At 69.2% G+C, this 20,010-nt stretch carries 20 protein-coding genes; 7 read left to right on the plus strand and 13 right to left on the minus strand.

Features of this window, described 5'->3' with window-relative positions:
• Window positions 1-168: 168 nt before the first annotated feature.
• Window positions 169-1,815: a glutamate--tRNA ligase gene (locus IG04_RS0106280; RefSeq protein WP_030475580.1), complete on the minus strand. Its 1,647-nt coding sequence runs from the start codon at window positions 1,813-1,815 to the stop codon at window positions 169-171.
• A 100-nt stretch (window positions 1,816-1,915) separates the two neighbouring features.
• On the opposite strand from IG04_RS0106280, the gene IG04_RS0106285 reads away from it, so the two are divergent.
• Complete coding sequence (locus tag IG04_RS0106285) at window positions 1,916-2,536, plus strand: L-threonylcarbamoyladenylate synthase (protein WP_030475581.1); 621 nt, start codon at window positions 1,916-1,918, stop codon at window positions 2,534-2,536.
• A gap of 3 nt (window positions 2,537-2,539) precedes the next feature.
• Here the strand turns inward: IG04_RS0106285 and IG04_RS0106290 are convergent, their stop codons facing one another.
• Window positions 2,540-4,363 (minus strand): S8 family serine peptidase, encoded by a 1,824-nt coding sequence (locus IG04_RS0106290; protein WP_245816566.1) that lies wholly within the window; start codon window positions 4,361-4,363, stop codon window positions 2,540-2,542.
• 374 nt (window positions 4,364-4,737) lie between these two features.
• On the opposite strand from IG04_RS0106290, the gene IG04_RS0106295 reads away from it, so the two are divergent.
• Window positions 4,738-5,370 carry a hypothetical protein gene (locus tag IG04_RS0106295; protein WP_144065600.1) on the plus strand — a complete coding sequence of 211 codons (633 nt, stop codon included), beginning with the start codon at window positions 4,738-4,740 and terminating at the stop codon, window positions 5,368-5,370.
• Window positions 5,371-5,699: 329 nt separating this feature from the next.
• Here the strand turns inward: IG04_RS0106295 and IG04_RS0106305 are convergent, their stop codons facing one another.
• Entirely contained in the window at window positions 5,700-6,281 is a 582-nt protein-coding gene (locus IG04_RS0106305) for an NUDIX domain-containing protein (RefSeq protein WP_245816568.1), read from the minus strand.
• Window positions 6,282-6,403: 122 nt separating this feature from the next.
• Between IG04_RS0106305 and IG04_RS0106310 the strand changes: the two genes are divergently transcribed.
• Window positions 6,404-7,507, plus strand: coding sequence for a helix-turn-helix domain-containing protein (locus IG04_RS0106310; RefSeq protein WP_051769024.1), 1,104 nt, complete (start codon window positions 6,404-6,406; stop codon window positions 7,505-7,507).
• Here IG04_RS0106310 and IG04_RS0106315 read toward each other — a convergent pair.
• The 6 genes from IG04_RS0106315 to IG04_RS0106340 form a co-directional block, all read right to left on the minus strand.
• Window positions 7,504-7,968, minus strand: coding sequence for a DUF6346 domain-containing protein (locus IG04_RS0106315; RefSeq protein ID WP_030475586.1), 465 nt, complete (start codon window positions 7,966-7,968; stop codon window positions 7,504-7,506). The genes IG04_RS0106310 and IG04_RS0106315 overlap by 4 nt on opposite strands.
• The gene (locus IG04_RS0106320) at window positions 7,968-9,020 is read right to left on the minus strand and encodes a hypothetical protein (protein ID WP_051769027.1); all 1,053 of its coding nucleotides are present in this window, start codon (window positions 9,018-9,020) and stop codon (window positions 7,968-7,970) included. The genes IG04_RS0106315 and IG04_RS0106320 overlap by 1 nt, the downstream gene beginning before the upstream one ends.
• Complete coding sequence (locus tag IG04_RS0106325) at window positions 9,020-9,316, minus strand: hypothetical protein (RefSeq protein WP_030475588.1); 297 nt, start codon at window positions 9,314-9,316, stop codon at window positions 9,020-9,022. The genes IG04_RS0106320 and IG04_RS0106325 overlap by 1 nt, the downstream gene beginning before the upstream one ends.
• Complete coding sequence (locus tag IG04_RS0106330; protein WP_030475589.1) at window positions 9,313-9,867, minus strand: YbaB/EbfC family nucleoid-associated protein; 555 nt, start codon at window positions 9,865-9,867, stop codon at window positions 9,313-9,315. Before IG04_RS0106330 ends, IG04_RS0106325 begins: the two co-directional genes overlap by 4 nt.
• Before the next feature lie 67 nt (window positions 9,868-9,934).
• A complete protein-coding gene (locus tag IG04_RS0106335; protein WP_036013937.1) occupies window positions 9,935-10,831 on the minus strand; it encodes a ParB/RepB/Spo0J family partition protein in 897 nt (298 codons plus the stop codon).
• A gap of 80 nt (window positions 10,832-10,911) precedes the next feature.
• Window positions 10,912-11,304, minus strand: coding sequence for a CoA-binding protein (locus IG04_RS0106340; RefSeq protein ID WP_030475591.1), 393 nt, complete (start codon window positions 11,302-11,304; stop codon window positions 10,912-10,914).
• Between the two features lie 117 nt (window positions 11,305-11,421).
• Between IG04_RS0106340 and IG04_RS0106345 the strand changes: the two genes are divergently transcribed.
• Complete coding sequence (locus IG04_RS0106345) at window positions 11,422-11,844, plus strand: YciI family protein (RefSeq protein ID WP_030475592.1); 423 nt, start codon at window positions 11,422-11,424, stop codon at window positions 11,842-11,844.
• A 51-nt stretch (window positions 11,845-11,895) separates the two neighbouring features.
• Here the strand turns inward: IG04_RS0106345 and IG04_RS0106350 are convergent, their stop codons facing one another.
• Window positions 11,896-12,621 carry a LysR substrate-binding domain-containing protein gene (locus IG04_RS0106350; protein ID WP_030475593.1) on the minus strand — a complete coding sequence of 242 codons (726 nt, stop codon included), beginning with the start codon at window positions 12,619-12,621 and terminating at the stop codon, window positions 11,896-11,898.
• Between the two features lie 56 nt (window positions 12,622-12,677).
• Between IG04_RS0106350 and IG04_RS0106355 the strand changes: the two genes are divergently transcribed.
• From IG04_RS0106355 to IG04_RS0106365, 3 genes are all read left to right on the plus strand, one after another.
• Window positions 12,678-13,043 (plus strand): DUF5997 family protein, encoded by a 366-nt coding sequence (locus tag IG04_RS0106355; protein WP_211257694.1) that lies wholly within the window; start codon window positions 12,678-12,680, stop codon window positions 13,041-13,043.
• Between the two features lie 61 nt (window positions 13,044-13,104).
• A complete protein-coding gene (gene ligD, locus IG04_RS0106360) occupies window positions 13,105-14,049 on the plus strand; it encodes a non-homologous end-joining DNA ligase (RefSeq protein ID WP_030475595.1) in 945 nt (314 codons plus the stop codon).
• A complete protein-coding gene (locus IG04_RS0106365; RefSeq protein ID WP_030475596.1) occupies window positions 14,039-14,971 on the plus strand; it encodes a DNA polymerase domain-containing protein in 933 nt (310 codons plus the stop codon). The genes ligD and IG04_RS0106365 overlap by 11 nt, the downstream gene beginning before the upstream one ends.
• Here the strand turns inward: IG04_RS0106365 and IG04_RS43750 are convergent.
• The 3 genes from IG04_RS43750 to IG04_RS0106380 all read right to left on the minus strand — a co-directional run bounded on the left by IG04_RS43750 (window position 14,950) and on the right by IG04_RS0106380 (window position 19,957).
• Entirely contained in the window at window positions 14,950-17,274 is a 2,325-nt protein-coding gene (locus tag IG04_RS43750) for a caspase family protein (protein ID WP_051769029.1), read from the minus strand. The genes IG04_RS0106365 and IG04_RS43750 overlap by 22 nt on opposite strands.
• 43 nt (window positions 17,275-17,317) lie before the next feature.
• On the minus strand, window positions 17,318-18,193 hold the full coding sequence (locus IG04_RS0106375) for a DUF3592 domain-containing protein (RefSeq protein WP_030475598.1): 876 nt from the start codon (window positions 18,191-18,193) through the stop codon (window positions 17,318-17,320).
• A gap of 72 nt (window positions 18,194-18,265) precedes the next feature.
• Complete coding sequence (locus IG04_RS0106380; RefSeq protein WP_030475599.1) at window positions 18,266-19,957, minus strand: ABC transporter family substrate-binding protein; 1,692 nt, start codon at window positions 19,955-19,957, stop codon at window positions 18,266-18,268.
• Window positions 19,958-20,010: the final 53 nt, after the last annotated feature.

Below are 20,010 nucleotides of genomic sequence, written 5' to 3' on the forward strand. Positions count from 1 at the left end.
GATCCTCAACGGCGTGTTACGTCCACGTCAATGGGAACGCTCTCACGACTTTGTTCCGGAAACTTTCAGGACGAAGTTCCCATCCGGGGCCGATGGGTTCGCGCAGGCGTCCCGGGACAGCGAACGGCCCCCGGTTCCCGTAGGAACCAGGGGCCGCGGTCACCACCGTCAGCCGGCGAGCGCGCGCACCCGGCGCAGCACCTCGTCGGCGCCCAGCGTCCGGGCGACGGCGTGCAGGTCCGGGCTAGCCTTCGACCCCGTCAGTGCCACGCGGATCAGCTGTGCGGCCTCACGGATCGAGCCGGGGTACGCGTCCGGGTTCTTCTTGAGTTCCTTGGGGTTCGGCGCGAAACCGTGCTTCGCGGCGAGTTCGCGGATCTGGCCGAACCACTCCTGGCCGTCCTCCAGGTCCGCGTAGCCGTCCGCGAAGTCCGCGGCGAACGCGGAGATCAGCTCGGGCGACAGGCCGCCGAGGCGCTCGTCGGTGCGGTCGGACACGAGCGGGAACAGCGACGGGAAGAAGAAGCCGTAGGCGGTGCGGAAGTCCGCCCACTTGCGGAGGTCCTTGCGCGGGTTCGCGACCTCCGGGCCACGCTCGACCTTCAGCGCCGCCAGTGCCGCGTCACGCTCCGAGGCCAGCACCGTGACCAGCTCGGGGTCGTAGGTCTCGGCCCACTCCGACACGAGGGAGATGATCTCCTCGCCGGACAGGGCGGCCACGTAGTCGGCGCAGATGTCGTCGAGCTTCACCAGGTCGACCAGCGGGCCCGCGACACCGCACTCGGCGAGCGAGATCGGCGCCTCCAGGGCCTCGGCCAGCGGCAGCTCGGCCAGGCGGGCGTTGACCAGGCCGCGCAGGTAGTACTGGACGGCCGGGGCCGGGAAGCCCGCCTCGATGAAGAACTCGACGGACGCCTCGGGGTCCTTGCGCTTCGAGAGCTTGCGCCGGGAGCCGCCCTGCTGCTTCATCAGCGGCGCGATGTGGGCGTACTCGACGCGGTCGAAGCCCAGGGCGTCGAACAGCTGCAGGTGCGTCGGGACGGACGAGATCCACTCCTCGCCGCGGATCACCAGGTTCACGCGCATCAGGTGGTCGTCGACGGCGTGCGCGAAGTGGTACGTGGGCAGGCGCGGCGACTGGTCGGACGCCTTGAGGATCACCACGTCGTTGCGGTTGGCGTCGTGCTCGAGCTCGCCGCGGATGGCGTCCACGAACTTCGTCCGCTCCCCCGCCTTGCCCGGCGAACGGAAGCGCACGACGTACGGACGGCCGGCCTCCAAAGCCTCGGCGACCTCGGCAGCGGTCTTGTCACGCCAGATCGCCCAGCGGCCGTAGTAACCGGTCGGCAGCTTCGTGGCCTGCTGACGGGCGGTGATGTCCGCGAGCTCTTCCTTCGTCGCGAAGCACAGGTACGCGTGACCGGAGCGCACCAGCTCGCGCACGTACGTCAGGTAGACCTGCTCGCGCTGCGACTGGTGGTACGGGCCGTACGAGCCCACGGCGTCGGCCTCGTCGGGCTCGATGCCGAAGTACTTGAACGCCTTGTTGAACTGCTCGACGGCGCCGGGGACCTCACGGGCCTGGTCGGTGTCCTCGACGCGCACGATGTACGAGCCACCGGAGTGGGACGCCAGGTCGCGGTCGATCATGCCGACGTACAGGCCGCCGATGTGCAGGAACCCGGTCGGCGACGGCCCCAGGCGGGTGACCTTCGCGCCTTCGCCCAGCCCGCGGGGCGGGTACTGCTCCTCCCAGTGGGACGGCTCGGGCAGGTCCGAGGGGAACAGGGCGTCGACGACGGCACGGTCGAGCATCGCTAGGGGTCTCCAAACCAGGGAAAGAAGTACCCCCAGGTTATCAACGTGCGCGAGCCGAAATGCCGGGCCCTCGGTGATCGGCCTAAGCTCACCGGCCATGGCCAAGTACCTCGACGTCCACCCGGTCAACCCGCAGAAGCGCGCCATCGACCAGGCTGTGCGGATCCTGCAGGAGGACGGCCTGATCGCGTACCCGACCGACTCCTGCTACGCGCTCGGCTGCCGTCTGGGCAACAAGGACGGCATCGACCGCATCCGGGAGATCCGCAAGCTCGACGACAAGCACCACTTCACGCTGATGTGCGAGAACTTCGCCCAGCTCGGTCAGTTCGTCGTCGTCGACAACGCGGTGTTCCGCGCGGTCAAGGCCTCCACGCCGGGCAACTACACGTTCATCCTGCCCGCGACGAAGGAGGTGCCGCGCCGCATGATGCACCCGAAGAAGAAGACGGTGGGCGCGCGCATCCCGGACCACGTCGTGACGCAGGCGCTGCTCGACGCGATGGGCGAGCCGCTGCTCACCAGCACCCTGCTGCTGCCCGACGAGGCCGAGCCGCTCGTGCAGGGCTGGGAGATCAAGGAACGCCTCGACCACGTGGTGGACGCGGTGCTCGACTCCGGGGAGTGCGGCACCACGCCCACCACGGTGGTGGACTTCTCGAGCGGCGAGGCCGAGATCATCCGCTACGGCGCGGGCGACCCGGCCAGGTTCGAATAGCTGCTACGACACGACCAGCGCGTAGTCGGCGTCGGTCGCGGTCGTCTCCCTGTGACCGTCCACGTTGACCGAGGTCGCGATCACCTCGACCGTCCAGTTGCCCGCGGCGGGCGTCTGGACGAGGACGTTCTCCACGGTGTCGACGGTGTTCGCGACGCCGCCGGCCGTGGACCAGTTGCCGGCCAGCAGGCCGTTGTTGCCCCAGTAGACGGTGCCGTTGGGGGCGGTGACCTTCAGCGTCAGGTCGTTGACGGTCGCCTTGGCCGCGGTCGGCGAACCGGCCGGGTCGGTGTAGGCCAGCGTCGCGCGCAGCGGCGTCTGGCCGTTGGACGCCACGGTGTACTTGCGCGACTGACCGGTCGTCAGCAGATCGGTCTCGTTCACCAGGACCGGCAGCTTCCAGCCGCCCGCCTTGGCGCGGTCGTAGAGGTTGCGGACCGACGCCGTGCCCCAGCCCTGGTGCGTGCGGGTCTGGTCGTGCGTGGTGCCGGAGAACGCGTGCTGGTCGGCGGTGTTGATGAGCAGCGCCTTCGCGGTCGCCGCGTGCGGGCGGGACGCGAACACGTCGCGCTTCTTGCCGGGGGCGCCGTCGAACACGCCGTCGGACCACATCTGGAACAGCAGACCGGCGTTGCCGCAGGTGATCGGCGTGGCGCCGGACGTGCCGCCGAACGACGTCGTGTACGCGGTGTCGCTGGTGGACGTCGTGGTGTCGATGCGGTCGTAGAAGTTCGAGAGCTCCGGCTTGATGCGGCCGTCGGCGGCGGGGCCGATCGACGCTCCGCCGTTCCACTTGTCGTCGGTGCGCGAGGCGGTGTTGTAGTGGTAGTGGCCGCCGACCGACAGCACGTTCTTCGACCACGCCTGCGGGCGCGAGCTTCTGGTGCCCGCGTTGCTCTGCGACTGGCAGATCAGCAGGTCGTGGTCGAACACGATCCGGTCCAGCTCCTGCGAGATGGAGTTGTACGACGTGGTGAGCGAGCTGCCCCAGCTGTTGCTCTGGAACACGGCCCGGTACTGGCCCGCCGGGTCGACGAGCCGCTTGGTGTGCGCGTACCGGTCACCGGAGTTGTAGACGGCGAAGATGCCCTGCGCCTCGGGCAGCAGGCCGCGCTGCGCGGACGAGACGCCGGACGCGAAGATCTGCCCGTACGTCGCGGTGCCGTGCGAGGTGCTCGACGAGTTGGCGGTGTGCATCACCGGCGGCCGGGCACGGAACTCCTGGTGCGTGGTGCGCAGGCCGCCGTCCATCACCTCGCCGCGCACGCCCTGGCCGCGGTAGCCGCCCGCGGCCTCGATGTGGTTGGCACCGGACGACGCGCGCGAGATCGCCATGTCGGTCTCCGGCGTGGACACCGGGTCGATCGCGATCACGGCGGGCAGCTTCGCGAGCTGTGCGGCTTGTCCGGCGTCCAAGGTGGCCATGATGTGCTCACGGCTCTCGGAGATGACGTTCACCTTGCCGCCCAAGGACTTCACCCTGGCGGCGACGGTCCTCTGGTCGGCCGCGTCCTGCTCGACCAGCGTGATCAGGTAGTCGGACGAGCCGCCCAGCGCCATGATCTGCGGCTGGGCCTGGAACGGCTTCACCTCCCGCACGTAGCTCAGCCGCGCGACGCGCGCGGTGTTCGTCATGCGGGCGACGTAGGTGCCGTCCTGGACGAACGCGCCGAGCCGCACGCCGAGGCCCTCGAGCTGGTGGCGCTGGCCGTCGGACAGGGTGGTGCGGAACTGCAGCAGGTAGGCGCCCTCGGCCGGGGCAGCGACCGCAGGAACGCCGCTGATCAGCGAGAACACCGTGGCAACGCTCAGTATTGTGCGCAGCACGAAAACAACCTCCATCGGCAGGGTTGGCGGCGACCGGAGGGAGTCACCGCCCGTGACCAGCACGTTACCGGTGATGGCCAGGCCAGGACATCAGTCGTTCGGCGGTGATCATCTAGCGGGACGGTGTAGCACAATCCCTTCCGCTGCCGATGTTCACGTTCACCCGGATGGTGCATCCGGAGTAACGTCCGATCAGGTAAGCCCGACATGCCCGGCAAAGCATTTCCGCGCGGAGGACGGATGTCTGTCGCACCTGAGCAGCTGATGGAAGAACTGCGCACCTTGTGCCGGGGGCGCAGTTCCGGTTCCTCAACGAACGCATCGAGTGGCTCGCGAGACAACAGGACCGCGGTGCGCGAACGGTGCGCAGGAGGATGGACGCCGGACTGCAGCGCCTGGTGGAGGTGGCGCTGCAGCCGGCCCCTTCGACGACGCACGTGGCGCCGTCGGAACTGTGGCACGTCAAGGAGTTCGACGCGCTGCTGAAGCTGGACGGTCCGACGCCCGCGTGCACGGAACGCCGGACCGTTGTGGCCGACACCGACGGTGTCAACGAGATCGCGTGGTCGATCACGATCCCCTCCCCCACGCCCGACGGTGCTCCAGGCGACCTGGACGTGGAGGTGTTGCACGGGGTCGAGCTCATCGGCCACGAACGTCCGTCCCCGCGGCGCTTCCTGATGAAGCTGCGGTTGCCCCGACCCCTCAACGCAGGACAAACGCACCAGTTCGCGCTCGAAGTGCGCGTGCCGCGCGGACAGCCGATGCGTCCGACCTACGTGTTCTGGCCGGAGCGGATGTGCGAGTCGTTCCGGTTGCGGGTGCGGTTCGACCGGGACGACCTGCCGGAGTCGGTGTGGCGCGTCGAGGAAGCCCTGGCGCGCGACACCGATGACCTGACGCCTTGGCCGCAGTCGTTGCCGCTGGACGAGATCGGTGAGATCGACGTGCAGTTCCCACACCCTCGTCAGGGCCGCGGCTACGGCGTGCAGTGGACGCCACGCTGATAGCCGGAGCCGTTCAGATCATCTCGATGCAGAAGTGCGGTTCCACGGCTGACACCTCCCTTTGATGGTCAGGGAGAACCGCAGTCCGAAACGGAGTCAGATCACCGTCGCGATGAAGACGCTGCCGGCCATGAATCCCACGAGAAGGCAGATCGTCGCAACCTTCACAACGGTGGCGAGTGAGCAGATCATTCTCATCGAAGAATTCACCTTCTCATTCTGACTGGCTTTCGGGCTGATGTTCTCGCCGATGCACCAAGAATGGCTTTTCGCCAGTCGAATGAGAACGGGTTTCCTGTTTCACACTGAATGAGGAAACCCTCGGAGCGTTATTTCTGGGTCGTGCGGCGCAGCGCCATGACGAGCAGGGCGTGCGAACTGCCGGCGTGCGGGAGCATGCCCTGGCGGACGAGGTCGAGCGCATGGCAGAACGGCATGGTCCGCACGCGCAGGTCCGCCTCACCGGGTTCGAGCGCCGGCTCGCCCTGGGTGAGTTCGGTGGCCAGGAAGATGTGGTCGACGTGGTTGCTCAGGCTGTCGGCGCCGTGGATCTGGCCGAGCCGCTCCCAGCTCGCCGCCCGCAGCCCGGTCTCCTCCGCGAGCTCACGACGTGCCGCGGCCAGCGGATCGGAGTCCGTCTCGTCGACGGCGCCGCCGGGCAGCCGCCATTCCGTGCCGCCGTGGGTGTAGATCCACTGGCGGGTCAGCACGACCTCGTCGTCGTCCTGGATCGCGAGGACCGTCACCGATCCCGGCGCCACGACGTGGGTGTAGGTGCCATGGCCACCGTCGGGTCTGACGACGCTGTCGGCGCGCACCTCGAACCACGGCGACCGGTGGACCACGTTGGTCGCCAAGCGCTGCCAGACCATCACCACACCAGCCGCCTCGTCGGACCGCGTCATCACCATGACTCACATGGAACCATCGCCGACCGCTTGAGATAGCCCCAGTTGATCGTCAATCACAGGCCAATTAATGGACATTCCGCATTGGGGTGTTTGACGACGTACACACTTCCGGGGGGAGGGGGGTGAAGCCGTTGTCGCCCACGTTCGCCCAGGAGGTTCGCCGCCTGCGCAACGAGCGCGGGCTCTCGCTCAGCCAGATGACCGGCCTCGTACCGTACAGCAAGGGACACCTCAGCAAGATCGAGAACGGCCAGGTCCAGCCGAACCCCGAAATGGCCAGGCTCTTCGACAACGTCCTGCAGGCCGACGGTCACCTGATCGAACTGGCCGACGCCCCGGCGCGCCCGATCCCGAGCGACCACACGACGTTGCTCACCTTCGACTCGATGTTCGACCACCACCGCGCCCTCGGGCACCGGCTGAGCCCGGAGGTGGTGCTGTCGAGCCTGCGTCCCCAGGTCGACGCCCTGAGTTCCATGGCCCGCTCCGCCGACGACCCAGGCCTGGGACGCGGCCTGTGGCTGCTGGCCGCCCGGTACGCCGAGTACGCGGGCTGGATGGAGCAGGAACGCGGCGACGACGCCTCGGCGGCCGAGCTCACCCGCCGCGCGGTCCAGTACGCCGCGAAGGGCGGCGACCCGGACCTGGAGGCCTACGCGTACGTCCGAGCGTCGGAGTTCGCGCTCTACCGCGGCGACGCCCACGCCACCGTCGCCTTCGCCCGCAAGGCAGGCAAGTCCCGCTCGACCGCCGTGCAGGCCGTGGCAGCCCAGCGCGAGGCCCAGGGTTATGCCCTGGCCGGAGCCGCCGACCGCTGCCAGGCCGCACTCGACCGCGCCGACGAACTCCAGCGCGCCGTGAGCGATTCCCGTTACGGCACAACGAGTCTGATCGACCAGGTCGCCATCGCGCGGGCCTGGTCGTTCCACGACCTCGGCCGGCACGCGGAGGCGGCGGCCATTCTCGACGACCAGATGCCGCTGATCGCCCCCACGGCCCTGCGCGCCCGCACCCGTTTCGGCCTGCGCAGGGCACTGGCCCACGCCGCGGCGGGCGACGTCGACCACGCCTGCGCACTGGTCGAGGGACTGCTCGACGACATCCGCCAGGTGCAGTCCGCGACCGTCCACATTGATCTGACAGCGTTCAGCAAGCTGTTGTCGCGCTTACGTCCCGCGGCGGGCCGTGAGGTGGCGGGTGAGATCGGCGAGATCCTCTTCGCCTAGGTCGCCGGCGGCTCCTGCGGCTCGGGCAGCTGGTACCTCTTCGGCATGGCGGGAACAGCGACCTTCGCGATCACGAACATGTACAAGATCCCGAAGACGAACGTGCACAGCCCGGCGGCCCAGTCGTAGGGCCGTTCCTCTGGCGCGGGCTGCGAACGCCGTGGGGTGTTGGCGGCGTACTCCTTGCCGATGTCGGACGGATCGAGCCAACCGGTCACCGTCGTCGTGTTGGTGTCGCCGTCGGCGAACCGGCGCTGGACCTTGCACTTGTAGTAGTAGCCGAAACCCCGCCAGGCCACGGGTCCCTTGCGTTCGCAGGACTGCGCCACCACGATCATGTCGGCCTTCGCCAGGTCGCCGGGTTCGGCCTTGTCCCAGAAGAAGTTGAAGATCGTGGCGCCGAGCAGGTAGCCGATGAACGGAACCAGCAGGAAGGCAAAGATGCGGTGCAGAGCCTTCATCACTTTTTCGCCTCGTCCTCTATCTGCTTCTGCTGGAGCTCGCGCCAGTTCAGCCAGCCACCGTTGTCCCAGACCTTCGCGACCTCCTTGCGGAACTCCTCGCCCATGGCAGGGCCGATGTCCTTCGGGAGGCCGGTGACGCCGTCGACGACGACCTTCTTGGCGGCCTGGCCCGCCTCCGACGCCATCTCACCGAAGTTGAACGCCCTCGTCTTGCGGGCGATGTCCGCGGCCTCGGTCGCCCGCAACACCGTCACGAAGTCGTCGCCGCTCTTGGCGAGGTTCTTGCTGGCGTTGGCGAGGATGTCGTCGAGCTTCTTGAACAGACCGCCTGCCTTGCCGAACGCGCTGGTGAGCTTGCGGCACCACTCGATGCACTTGTTCGCGTACCGCACGGCGGTGGGTACGCATTCGGCGACGGCACCGGCGACACCCGCGCCGAACGCCGCCATCGCCGGAGCCCAGCGCAGGCAGATGCTGATCAGCTTGCCGATCGCCTCGGAGATCAGGTCGCGCACGATGTCGCGGACGACCTTGAGGATCGTCCGGCAGATCGTGACCAGGATGCCCATGCCGCTGGCGGCGGTGCCGACAGCGCCGTAGGTGTCCGCGCGGTCCTCGCCGAACGCGCGGTAGGCGACCGAGTCGTCGCCCAGCCACTGGCCGGCGTCCTTGCTGACGGCGCTCTTGAGGTCGGTGGAGATCTCGTCCATGTAGCTGCCGACGGACTGCCACGTCTGTGCCATGCCGTCCAGCGTCTGCTGGTCACCGGTCAGCCAGTCGAGCGGTTCCTTGAGGAAGCTGACGTGTTCGAACAACCAGCCGATACCCGCGCTGGCCAGGTACGCGAGCGGGTCGGTGGCAATCTTGGCGAAGTCACCGGCGGCGCTCGCCACATTCAGCAGACCCTCGGCCCAGTTGCCGTCGGCGAAGCCCTTGACCGCCTCGGTGGCGTCGTGGAACATCCCCGCGCCCTCGGTGGCCGGAGTCTCGGAGCCCTTGCGGATCAGCGGGTTCGGGGCTGGTGCGGGCCCCACGCTCGGCGTGGTCATCAGTCCTCGACCTTGAAGCGGTCGCGCTGCATCTCTTCGTTGTCCTTCACGTCGTCGCGCCACGCGAGCACCCGCTTGTGGTGGTCGGTGGCGGCCTGGGCGGCCTCCTTCAGCACGTTCATCGCCATGTGCTGCGCGCCGAAGCAGATGGCGGCGAGCGGCATGCCGAGCAGCCCGAACGCCTCGGGGTTCTCGGCCGAACTGCCCGCGCCGATGGCGGTGTTGATGCGCCCGCCGATCTCGTTGACCCGGCCGGCGTGGCTTTCCATCTCCCCGAGGTCGATGCGGTAGGTCATCGGAGGAACCCTCCGTTGCCGAAGTCGTCGTCATCGTCCTCGGCCGGACGGCGCCGGGGCGGCTGCGGGCGAGTCGGGGGAGGCTGCTGCGGGCGAGCCTGGGGAGGCGGCGGCACACCGTCGTCCTCGATGGCCCCCAGGCGCGACTGGGTGGGGCCCCATCCTCCGCCGCCGCCGGGCACGTACTGCTCGACCGGGGGCGGTGGCTGGGCGCTGCGCAGCTTGTCCATCATCATGTGCATGGCTTCGGAGTCGGCGCCCATCAACGGCGCCATGGCCTCCTGGACCGTGTTCGCGACCTTGCTCTGCGCGGCCTGCAGCGTGCGCAGGATGTCCTGCGCGACGGCAGCACCGTCCTTGCGCTGCAGTGCCTGACCGAGCTGCAGGCCGACCAGGTTGCCCGAGTCGTTCACGGTCACCGTGATCTGTCCGTCCGCACTGCGTTCGGTGACCTGCAAGGTCGCGAGGTTCTCGCGGATGGCGTCGCTCTTGGCCTGAGCCTCGGCGAGCTTGCCCTCGTACTGGCTGAGCAGTTGCTCCGGATCGATCATGCGTCCCCCAGGATCGCCTTTGACATCACGCGATCAGAGGCTAGCGGAACGGGTTGAGCCGTACGGGCTAAACCGCGGTCCGCTGCCCTTCCCGCTCCAATGCCTCGGCCATCTCCACCCAGGCCTCCGCGCAACCGCGAGCCATGTCCGCCACCAGTTCCCGGCAGTGCGACGGCACCCCGGGCACGACGGTGGCCCACTCGCCGGAGGACACCGCGTGCGCCTCGAGCCAGCGCAGCACCAGCCGTCCGTGCTCGTTGAACCGCAACGAGGGATCGCGCCGCAGGATCGGCAGGGTGGCGTCGGGATCGCGCACCTCGTTGCGCCCGGCGGGAAGCGCCGCGTCCGCGCGTTCGGCGGCCCGCATCCGTTCCGGCACGGGATCCAGGCCGGCACTCAGCCGGCGGCGGACGTCCCGGACGGTGCCCGGTGACACCCCGGCGGCGCGGGCGATGTCGCGCAGTGAGGCGTCGGGGCGCTCCTGGGCCATCCGGCCGGCGAGCCGGCGGCCGGCGGCGGAGTTGACCGGCCGGAGCTTTCCGTCCCTGCCTACCCGCACCGGGGCCTGACCGCCCACGGCGCGTCGCAGCACGCCGACGGACTTGGCGGCGAGGCCTGTGGACGCGGCGATCGCCCGGTCCGACCACTGCGGGTGCGAGCGCAGCAACCTCCTGGCCGCCGCCTCGCGGTCGGCGGTCGACAGCGTCGCGAGGTTCAGCGACACCGCCAGCCCGAAGAGGTCCTCGGCGGGTCCGTCGACGTACTCGACCTCGACGGAGCGGCAGCCGCGCAGCACGGCGGCCTTCAGGCGGTGGGTGCCGTCGACGACCTTCATCGTCGAGCGGTGCACCACGATCGGTGGCAGGTGGGCGCCGGAAGACGCCAGTGAACGAACGAAGTCATCGCTGAGGCCACGAAGCCGTGGCGAGTCCGCGGGCCGCAGCGCGGTGATGTCGACGAGCATGCTGAATCAAGCCCCCCAGGCTGAATCTCCCCAGAACCCCCAGGTGTCCGGAGACGACACAGAGCAGGTTAGCTACTTGTTCAACGGGAGCGCCACTCAATCGCGGGACAGACGTCCATCACCATGTGCAGCCTGGCCTCCCGCGTGCGCGTGTACGCCGCGTCGTCGACCACGCCGAGCTGGAACCAGACCGCCTTCGCCCCGATCGCGACGGCCTCGTCCGCGAACTGGCCGGCGTCCTCCGAGCGGCGGAACACGTCCACGACGTCGACCGGGAACGGGACGTCCGCCAGCGTCGGGTAGCCCTGCTCGCCGTGCACGGTCTCGGCGGACGGGTGCACCGGCACGATCTTCTTCCCGCGTTGCTGCAGGAAGCGGGCCACGCCGTGGGCCGCGCGGGACGGGTTGTCCGAGAGGCCGACGATGGCCCAGACCTGGCAGTTCTCGAGGATCCAGTCGACGTCTTCGTGCATGCCGTCCACCCTAATCTTGTGACCCCGGTCACAATTGCCGGAAGCCGGTCGAAACGCCAGGGTCCCCGATCGACGCCTGGGTACAAACGCACCTGACACCAGCCAGAGGAGATCACAATGCGGTTCATGGTCATCGTCAAGGCGAACGAGGACACCGAGAGCTCCATCATGCCCACCAGCGAGGAACTGGCCGCGATGGGCGACTACAACGAGGAGCTCGTCAAGGCCGGGGTGATGCTCGCGGGCGACGGTCTCTACCCGAGTGCCAAGGGCGCACGGGTCGCGTTCGACGGCAAGGGCGGCACGACGGTCACCGACGGCCCGTTCGCCGAGACCAAGGAGCTGATCGCCGGCTTCTGGATCTGGGAGCTCCCGTCGCTGCAGGACGCCGTGGAGTGGCTGAAGAAGGCGCCGTTCCAGACCGGCGAGGTCGAGATCCGCCAGGTCCACGGCCCCGAGGCGTTCGAGAACATCGTCACGCCCGAGATCCAGGCGCAGGAGGACCGCCTGCGCGAGCAGATCGCCGCGCAGGGCCAGTGAGCACGGGCGGGGCCGGGCGGCGACCGCCCGGCCCCGCGACCGCCTTCGGGATCAGCGACCGCGACGGGGTTTCGCGCGCTTCGCGGGCTGCTTCTTCTGCTGCGGCGCCGGGCCCCGCCGCTGCTTCGGTGCCTGCTTCGGCGCCTGTTTGGGAGCCTGCTTCGGGGCGGGCTCGGCCGCGGGACCGCGGGTGCTGTTGGCCGTGCGGCCGCGCACGATGCCGATCATGTGCTCGATCAGCTCGGGGTTCTCGTCGCGGATCGGGAACGACAGCGCGACGCGGGACTGCGGCGCGTCGGACAGCGGCACGTGCTTGAGGTCCTTGCGGTGGTGCAGGCGGGCCAGCGACTGCGGCACGACCAGCATGCCGACGCCCGCCGCCACGACCGCGATGGCGTCCGCGGTGGTCTCGGGACGTTCGACGGGCGGCTGACCGGGCACCTCGTCCCAGCCCAGGGTGTCGTCGAGCGGTTGCCACAGAACGTGTTCCGCCAGGTCCTCGAGGGACAGTTCGCCGGCCGCGGCGAACTCGTGGTCCTTCGGGAACACGACGACGGTGGTCTCGGTGTAGAGCGGGATCGCGTGCAGGTCCTCGCGGTCGCCCGGCAGCCTGAGCAGCGCGGCGTCGGCCTCGCCGGCGCGCACCCTGGCGGCTGCTTCGGCGGCGGGCACCTGCACGAGGGTCAGCTCGGTCTCCGGCAGGCGTTCCTGCCAGACCCGTGCCCACTTGCCCGGCGTCACGCCTGGGACGTACGCGAGCGTGAACGATCCGGTCACGCGCTGAGGCTACCGGACGCAACGGTTACTCTTTGCGCATGAAGTCGCAGCAGACCATGAAGCCCGCCACCGCCGCCAAGAAGCTCGGTGTGTACCTCGAGGCGACGCCCGAGGAGTTCCAGGCGGGCGTGGTGTCGCGCGACGAGCTGAACGAGTTGCAGGCCAACCCGCCACAGTGGCTCGCAGACCTGCGCAGCAACGGCCCGCACCCCAAGCAGCTCATCGCGCAGAAGCTCGGCATCTCGGCCAGCGGCCTGGTGCGCGCCGGCATCACCGAGGCACTGACCACCGAGCAGATCAACGCGCTCAAGGAGGAGAACCCGGACTGGCTGGTGCGCGAGCGCGCCACCTACAAGGAGTTCAAGGCCGAAGAGGCGCGTATGGCGGAGAAGGCGCGCCTCGAAGAGGCAGAAGCGGAGTAGCCGCTCAGCCCGGCCGCGCGCAACGCCGCGTGCGGGCCGACGAACGGTTAGGTTGGTGGGCATGGGCAAGTCCCCGGCTGTGGAGCTCGAGGTGGAGGACCGCGTCGTGCGGATCTCCAACCCCGACCGCGTCTACTTTCCCGCGCGCGGCGAGACGAAACTGGACCTCGCGCATTACTACCTGTCCGTCGGCGACGGAATCGTCCGCGCGCTGCGGGAACGGCCGTGCATGCTGCACCGCTTCCCCGAGGGCGTCACGGGCGAGAAGGTGCACCAGAAAAGGCTTCCGAACGGAGCGCCGCCGTGGATCCGGACGGTCCGGGTGCACTTCCCGCGCTACAACCGCCACGCGGACGAGCTGTGCGTCACGCACGTCGCGGACGTGATCTGGGCGGTGCAGATGTCCACTGTGGAGTTCCACCCGTGGAACTCGCGCGCGGCCGACACCGAGAAGCCCGACGAGTGGCGCATCGACCTCGACCCCGGACCCACGTGCTCGTTCGACCGCGTGCGGCGGGTGGCGCTGGTGGTGCAGGAGGTGCTGGCCGAACTGGGCGCGACGGGGTTCCCGAAGACGTCCGGTTCGAAGGGCCTGCACATCTACGTGCGGATCAAGCCGGACCACGGGTTCCAGGACGTGCGCAAGGCCGCGCTGGCGTTCGCGCACGAGGTCGAACGACGCGCGCCGGACGACGTCGAGACCTCGTGGTGGCGCAAGGACCGGGACCCGTCACTGGTCTTCGTGGACTACAACCAGAACACGCGCGACCGGACGATCGCCAGCGCCTACTCGGTGCGCGGCTATCCGGAGGCGACGGTGTCCACGCCGATCCGGTGGGACGAGGTCCCGGACGTCGACCCGCACGACTTCACCATCGCCACCGTGCCGAAGCGCTACGCCGAACTGGGCGACCTGCACGCCGGGATCGACGACGCGGCCTGGTCGATCGAACCGCTGCTGGAGTGGGCTGCCCGAGACGAACTCGAGGTTCCCGATGAGCAGTAGCCCGCTGAAGTTCTCGTCGCTCGACCAGCCGTTGTTCGGCGGCCTGCTCAAGGGCGACCTGGTGGAGTACCTGGACTTCGTGGCCGACCGGTTCGTGCCGGTGCTCGCGGGGCGGCAGCTGTCGGTGTGGCGGATCCTGCGCGGCCAGGACCCGTTCATGCAGAAGAACGTCCCCAAGTACACGCCGGACTACGTCAGGACCGTCGAGGTCTGGGCGGAGGCGTCGCACCGCGCGATCAGGTACGCGATCTGCGACGACAAGCAGACGCTGATGTGGTTCGCGAACCAGCGCGCGGTCGAGTACCACGTGCCGCTGTACCTCGGTGAGCACTTCGGCGAGGACCACCACCAGACCCACATGGTGCTCGACATCGACCCGCCGGAGGGCGCCGGGTTCGACGTCGTGGTCGGGTCGGCGCTGCTGATCCGCGAGGCGCTCGCCCAGGCCGGTCTCGAAGGCGCGGTCAAGACCAGCGGCGCCAAGGGCGTGCACATCTTCGTGCCGCTGGAGGAGCACTCCCCCGACGACGTGGCCGCGGCGACGCGCGCGGTGGCCGTGCGGGCGGAGAAGCTCGACCCCTCGCTGGCGACCACCGCCTACATCCGGGCCGAACGGGGCGGGAAGGTGTTCCTGGACTCGACGCGCGCCTGGGGTGCCACGGTCGTCGCCGCCTACAGCCCCCGGTTGCGCGAGGGCCTGCCGATCTCGTTCCCCGTGCCGTGGGAGTCGCTGGGGGACGTCACGCCGGCCGACTTCACCATCAGGACCCGGTTCGACGGCGACCCGTGGACCGAGCTGATGCCGAAGCCGCAACGCCTGTCCGCCGACCTGATCGCCGAGGGGCACACCATCCCGGTCGCCCGCGTGGTCGCGATGCACGAGGGCAAGCGGCGGAAGGCTCAGCGGGAGCGCGAGAAGTAGGCGACCACCGCTGCCGCGAGTGGCAGCGCCACGTGGGCGACGCTGGTGAACGTCGGCTCGTCCGCGGACACGAAGTCGTTGGCGCGCACCAGAAGTCCGGCGGCCACGACGACCACCGCCGCGAACCTGGCGGTGCCGGTGGTCAGGACGACGATCAGCGGGACGACGATCAGCCCGGCCAGGCTCGCGTAGGTGATGTACTGGGGGGCCTCGACGGTCAGCGTGACGACCGCGTCCAGCAACAGCAACGCGGGCGCGATCGTGCTGAGCCACCGCCCGTCCCGCCAGGTCCGGTACGCCGCCAGGCAGGTGAGCGCGGCCGCGGTGGCGATCAGGGTCAGGTCCTCACCGTCACCGTTGATCGATGTCAGGTCGTGAGCCGCGTAGGCGACGACGTAGACGCCCAGCGCTCCCAGACCGCCTCCCGCGACCGCCAGCCACCACGGGGTCGTCGTGCAGGCGACGGCCAGGGCGATCGCCGCCAGCGCGTACGGCACCCAGGTGAAGGCGTCGTAGCCGCTGAGCAGGCCTGTCGTGCCGGCCAGCAGGCCCAGTGCGGCGCCCGGCACCCAGGGGTGGTCTCGGCAGGTGAGCACGAACAGCGCCGCGACCAGCGCCCACGGCCAGACCGCGGCGAACACGAAGGTGTAGTGGCTGGAGTCGTTGAGGCGGCCGAGGATGCCGCCGGGGATCGACATCAGACCCAGGACCAGGAGTGCGAGGGCGAGGCCCGCGGCGAGGCGGGGCAGCACGGTCATGGCGGCCGTGAGCAGATCCGGTGACCGGCGAGGAGCGGCCGGTTCCGGCGGCGTCGCGGGCTCCCTGGCCAGCGGTCTCGGTGCCGGAGGCTCCGGCTGAACGGTCTTGGGTTCCGGGGGCTTCGGCTTCGGTTCCGGCGCTTTCTGTTCCGGGAGCTTTTGTCGCGGTGAGCTCTGTTCCGGGTGCTTCGCCGCCGGTGGCGTCGGCTTGATCAGCGAGGTCGGCGCCGGCGCGGCCTTCTCCCCCAGCGCCTCGCGGGCCGCCGACGCCACCATGCGGCTGTCGTCCTCCGTCAGCCTCCGCAACGCCACCCTCGCCGCCAGCACCCGCCCCTCGTGCGCGACGGACAGCATCCGGCGCAGCTCGGGGACCGCGCCCGCTCGCACGCCCGGCAGCGAGTGATCGATCGCCTCCTGCAGTTCCGCCGGCAGCGCGACCGGCACCGAGACAGGGCGGGCACGGCGCGCTATGCGCAGGTCGCCGCGCACGTCGAGCATCCACTTGCCGGGTGTCTGGTGCGGGGTCACGCGGCGGACCCGGTCGTAGACGTAGTCGTAGAGCTCGTCCAGGCCCACGTGGCCGTCCTGGTCGCGGTCGGCGTCGCCCGATTCCAGGCCCTGCACCAGGGCCGAGGTGAAGACCGACGGTTCGCCCTCGGACGAGTCGGCCACGGCCGCGCCCTCGAAGGCGTACTCCATGGCCGACGACGCGGTGATGACGGCCCGGCCGCTGCCGCCGAACTGTTCCTCCAGGCCGACCGAGCCGCCCGCGCGGGCGACCATGCCCCGGCCGAACGCGCCGGAGTAGCAGCAGTCCAGCAGCAGCACGATGCGGCGGGAACGGGAGCGGTTCATGCGGCGGGCCACGAAGTCCGCGGACACGGCGGTGCCGGCCAGGCGGGAGAACTTGGTGCCGGACGTGGCGAAGTGGAGTTCGCCGGCCTCGTCCTTCACGCCGTGACCGGAGAAGTGCAGGACCAGCAGGTCGTCCGGTTCGCGGTCGGCGAAGAAGTCCTCGACGGCCTCGTTCACCTCGGCGGCCGGGGAGTTGATCAGCGTCCGCACGTGGAAGGCGCCGATGCGCGGGTCCGCGAGCACCTCGCCCAGGCGGGCGGCGTCGTGGGCCGGGGCGCGCAGAGAGGACAGCCCGGGATCGGCGAACTCGTGGCTCGCGATGATCAGCGCGTAGCGGTGGAGGTGGCGGCCGAGCCACGCGGAACGCTGCGCCAGCTCGGCTTCCGACGGGTCGCCGGTCAGCTCCAGGGAGTCGCCGCCCGCCTCGACGGTCACCGAACGCTCGCGGCGCTGGCCGAGCCACGACGACACCGCGTTGATCAGCGCGGCCAGCACGGCCGACTGGGAGACGGTGGTCAGCAGGGTGCCGAGCTCGTACAGGTCGATGGCCTTGGCGCCCTCGGGGGCCTCGCCGGGAACACCGGAGACGGCGACCAGCTCGCCGAGCTCCGTCCGCAGGAACGCGGTGAGCTGCTCGATGCGCTCGTCGTCGGCGCCGTCTTCGCGCACGCGCAGTGTGACGTCGGTCATAGCGGCCTCCTACTGGAGGAGGTCGCTCACCGGGCACCAAGCATTACGACGGGTCAGAACCCCGCAACGCCGCCCACCACAGGCCCAGCACCGCGGCGATCACGGTGGCCGTGATCCAGCCGGTGAACCCGCTGCCGTCCAGGTAGGCCCAGAACAGGCCGACAACCGGCGCGGGCACCATGAACACCGCGTCGACCCGCAGTTGCGCGGCCAGGCCACGCGGCGCGCGCGTGTCCGAGTCGGGTTGCACGGGGTTGTCGAGCCGGCGGCCGCGCGGGTGCTTGGTCACCGGGCGGCCGGACGGGTAGACGGTCACGCCGTTGATGACGGCGACCCTGCCGCCGCGCAGTTCGACGTCCGACGGCGATGGCAGCGTCACGAGCACCGGGTCGTAGTAGACGGGCAGCCAGCGCTCGACCGGCCCCTCGACCTCCAGCCACGACCGCACCATCAGGCCGGACTGCAGCCGGATCCGCCGCACGGACACCGTGGTGCCTCCCCCGCGCGCCGGACGCACCGCCAGCAGCACGCGCACGGCACCGGCGAGGACCACCAGCAGCGCCACCGCGACGGAGAACGTCACGCCGCCCAGCGCCCGGTCGGTCTCCAGGAACAGGTCCGAACCGGGGATCACGGCACGTGACGGGTCCGCGGGGTCGAACGCCACCTGCGTCTGCCTCCCGACGACGCGCGCACCGTTCTCGTAGGCGACGCGGGCGGTGCCGGACGGCCAGCGCACCTCGACCGCACCGTCCGAAAAGGACACGACCTCGCCCGTGTCACGGGACGTCAGCGACGCCAGCACCGCGCGATCGTCCGAATAGGACAGCCAGGAGAACAACGCGACCACGAAGCACACGACCAGCACGACCGCCGTGGTGAACAACCCGTAGCGCAGCGCACGAACCCGGGAACGCAACAAAGCAAGCTCCAAACAGAAAGAAACGGCCCGGCGGGAAGACCCGCCGGGCCGTCGACAGCTAACTACACATCACTCGGTGAAGCCCATGTGGATGTAGTCGTACGGACGGTTCGCGTAAGCGACGGCACCGAAGTTGGCGACGTTGCTCTTCACCGCGACCGCGCCGGGCAGCTGGTAGAGCGGCAGCTGGTGGCCCAGCTCCCAGATCTTCTTGTCGGCCTCGTTGGCGATCTCGAGACGCTTGGTGTCGTCGAGCTCACCGTTCGCCTGCTCGAGCAGCTTGTTGACCTCTTCGGAGCCGATCCGGCCGTAGTTCTGGTTGGTGCTGGCCGGGTCGAGCGTGTAGATGCCCTTGCTGTCCGAGATCGGCGTGGCCGAGGCCAGCCAGCGGAAGCCGGTCATGTCGAAGTTGCCGACGTTCACGAACTGCTTGAAGAAGTCGGTCGACGGCACGCCCTGGATGTCGACCTTGGCGCCGACCTCCTTCAGCTGCGACTGCACGAGCTTCGCGATCTGGTCGGAGGTGGGGTTCGGCGTCGGGATGACGTAGCGGACGACGAGCTCCTTGCCGTCCTTCTTGCGGGTCTCGCCCTCGAGCTTCCAGCCCTGCTCGTCGAGCTGCTTCTTCGCGGCTTCCTTGTCGAACGACGCCACGGACGAGTTGTCCTTGTAGCCGGCCGAGCCCAGCAGGAAGAAGTGGTTACCGGTGACCTGCGCGTCGCCCTTGATCATCTGGCCGAGCAGCGCCTTGGTGATGGTCTTGGTGTCGATGCCGCGCTGCAGCGCGACGCGGAGCTTCGGGTCCTTGAGGATCGAGGAGTCCGCGCCGTTGAACGTGATGTGCGAGTAGTCCGGCGTGATCGCCTGGCGGATCGTCACACCCTGCATCGACTTGGCACGCGTGAAGTTGTCGATGCTGGAGCCGATGTCGAAGAAGTCGATCTGGCCGTTGGCGAGCGCGTCCGCGAGAGCGGGGCGGTCGACCTGGCGGAACGTGATCTTCTCGAGCTTGGGCTTCTCGCCCCACCACGCCGGGTCCTGCACGACCGTCACGAGCTTCGCGGTGCGGTCGATCGTGCCGATCTTGAACGGACCGGCGGTGATCTTCGGCGCGTCGGCCCAGCCCTTGTTGAACTCCTCGGCCACGGAGGACAAGGACTTCGGGTAGAGGGGCGAGAACAGGCCCTTCCACTCGGCGAACTTCTTCTTGAAGGTGACCTTGACGTCCTGGTCGGTCGCGCCCTTCTCGACCTTCTCGATGTCCTCGTAGCCCGTGGTGCCGGCGACCTCGAAGGCCTTGTCGGCCCCGTTCAGGGACTTCCACATGGCCTCGAAGTCCTGCCAGGACAGCGCGGTGCCGTCCGACCACTTGGCCTTCGAGTTGATCTTGAACTCGAGGACCTGCGGGTCGGAGGACGCGAGCTTCGCGTCGTCGAGGAAGTCCTTGTTGACCTCGATCGTCGCGTCGGCCTTCTGCTTGTACAGGTTCGGCATCAACGTGTCGATCATGCGACGGCCATCGGCGTTCGTGCCGTCGAGCTGGTTGTAGTTCCAGTTGTCCGGCAACTGGTCGACCGGCCAGCGGAACTCGCCGCCGTCCTTGACCTTGGCCGCGTCCTGCGGGTTGATGTCCGCTTGGCCGATCGCGTTGTCCGCGCCCTTGAGCCCGGAGTTGGCGTTGTTGCTGGGCCCCCCACACGCGGTAAGCGTGAGGGCGACGACGGCAAGCGCGGTCACACCCACCTTGGTACGTCGACTCACTGTCGTGAACCTCCCTCGTGCCCGGACACCAGTTGCCGGGGACACTGTTCCTT

This window comes from Lentzea albidocapillata (genome assembly GCF_000719115.1).
Classification (GTDB): Bacteria; Actinomycetota; Actinomycetes; order Mycobacteriales; family Pseudonocardiaceae; genus Lentzea; species Lentzea albidocapillata.

Coding starts and splice junctions, on each gene's coding strand:
- IG04_RS0106320 (WP_051769027.1), bottom strand. CDS start 9,020: ATGACCACGCCGAGCGTGGGGCCCGCACCAGCCCCGAACCCGCTGATC.
- IG04_RS0106335 (WP_036013937.1), bottom strand. CDS start 10,831: ATGCTCGTCGACATCACCGCGCTGCGGCCCGCGGACTCGCCACGGCTT.
- IG04_RS0106355 (WP_211257694.1), top strand. CDS start 12,678: ATGAAGCCCGCCACCGCCGCCAAGAAGCTCGGTGTGTACCTCGAGGCG.
- IG04_RS0106295 (WP_144065600.1), top strand. CDS start 4,738: ATGGACGCCGGACTGCAGCGCCTGGTGGAGGTGGCGCTGCAGCCGGCC.
- IG04_RS0106280 (WP_030475580.1), bottom strand. CDS start 1,815: ATGCTCGACCGTGCCGTCGTCGACGCCCTGTTCCCCTCGGACCTGCCC.
- ligD (WP_030475595.1), top strand. CDS start 13,105: ATGGGCAAGTCCCCGGCTGTGGAGCTCGAGGTGGAGGACCGCGTCGTG.
- IG04_RS0106285 (WP_030475581.1), top strand. CDS start 1,916: ATGGCCAAGTACCTCGACGTCCACCCGGTCAACCCGCAGAAGCGCGCC.
- IG04_RS0106345 (WP_030475592.1), top strand. CDS start 11,422: ATGCGGTTCATGGTCATCGTCAAGGCGAACGAGGACACCGAGAGCTCC.
- IG04_RS0106315 (WP_030475586.1), bottom strand. CDS start 7,968: ATGAAGGCTCTGCACCGCATCTTTGCCTTCCTGCTGGTTCCGTTCATC.
- IG04_RS43750 (WP_051769029.1), bottom strand. CDS start 17,274: ATGACCGACGTCACACTGCGCGTGCGCGAAGACGGCGCCGACGACGAG.
- IG04_RS0106305 (WP_245816568.1), bottom strand. CDS start 6,281: ATGGTGATGACGCGGTCCGACGAGGCGGCTGGTGTGGTGATGGTCTGG.
- IG04_RS0106325 (WP_030475588.1), bottom strand. CDS start 9,316: ATGACCTACCGCATCGACCTCGGGGAGATGGAAAGCCACGCCGGCCGG.
- IG04_RS0106340 (WP_030475591.1), bottom strand. CDS start 11,304: ATGCACGAAGACGTCGACTGGATCCTCGAGAACTGCCAGGTCTGGGCC.
- IG04_RS0106365 (WP_030475596.1), top strand. CDS start 14,039: ATGAGCAGTAGCCCGCTGAAGTTCTCGTCGCTCGACCAGCCGTTGTTC.
- IG04_RS0106330 (WP_030475589.1), bottom strand. CDS start 9,867: ATGATCGATCCGGAGCAACTGCTCAGCCAGTACGAGGGCAAGCTCGCC.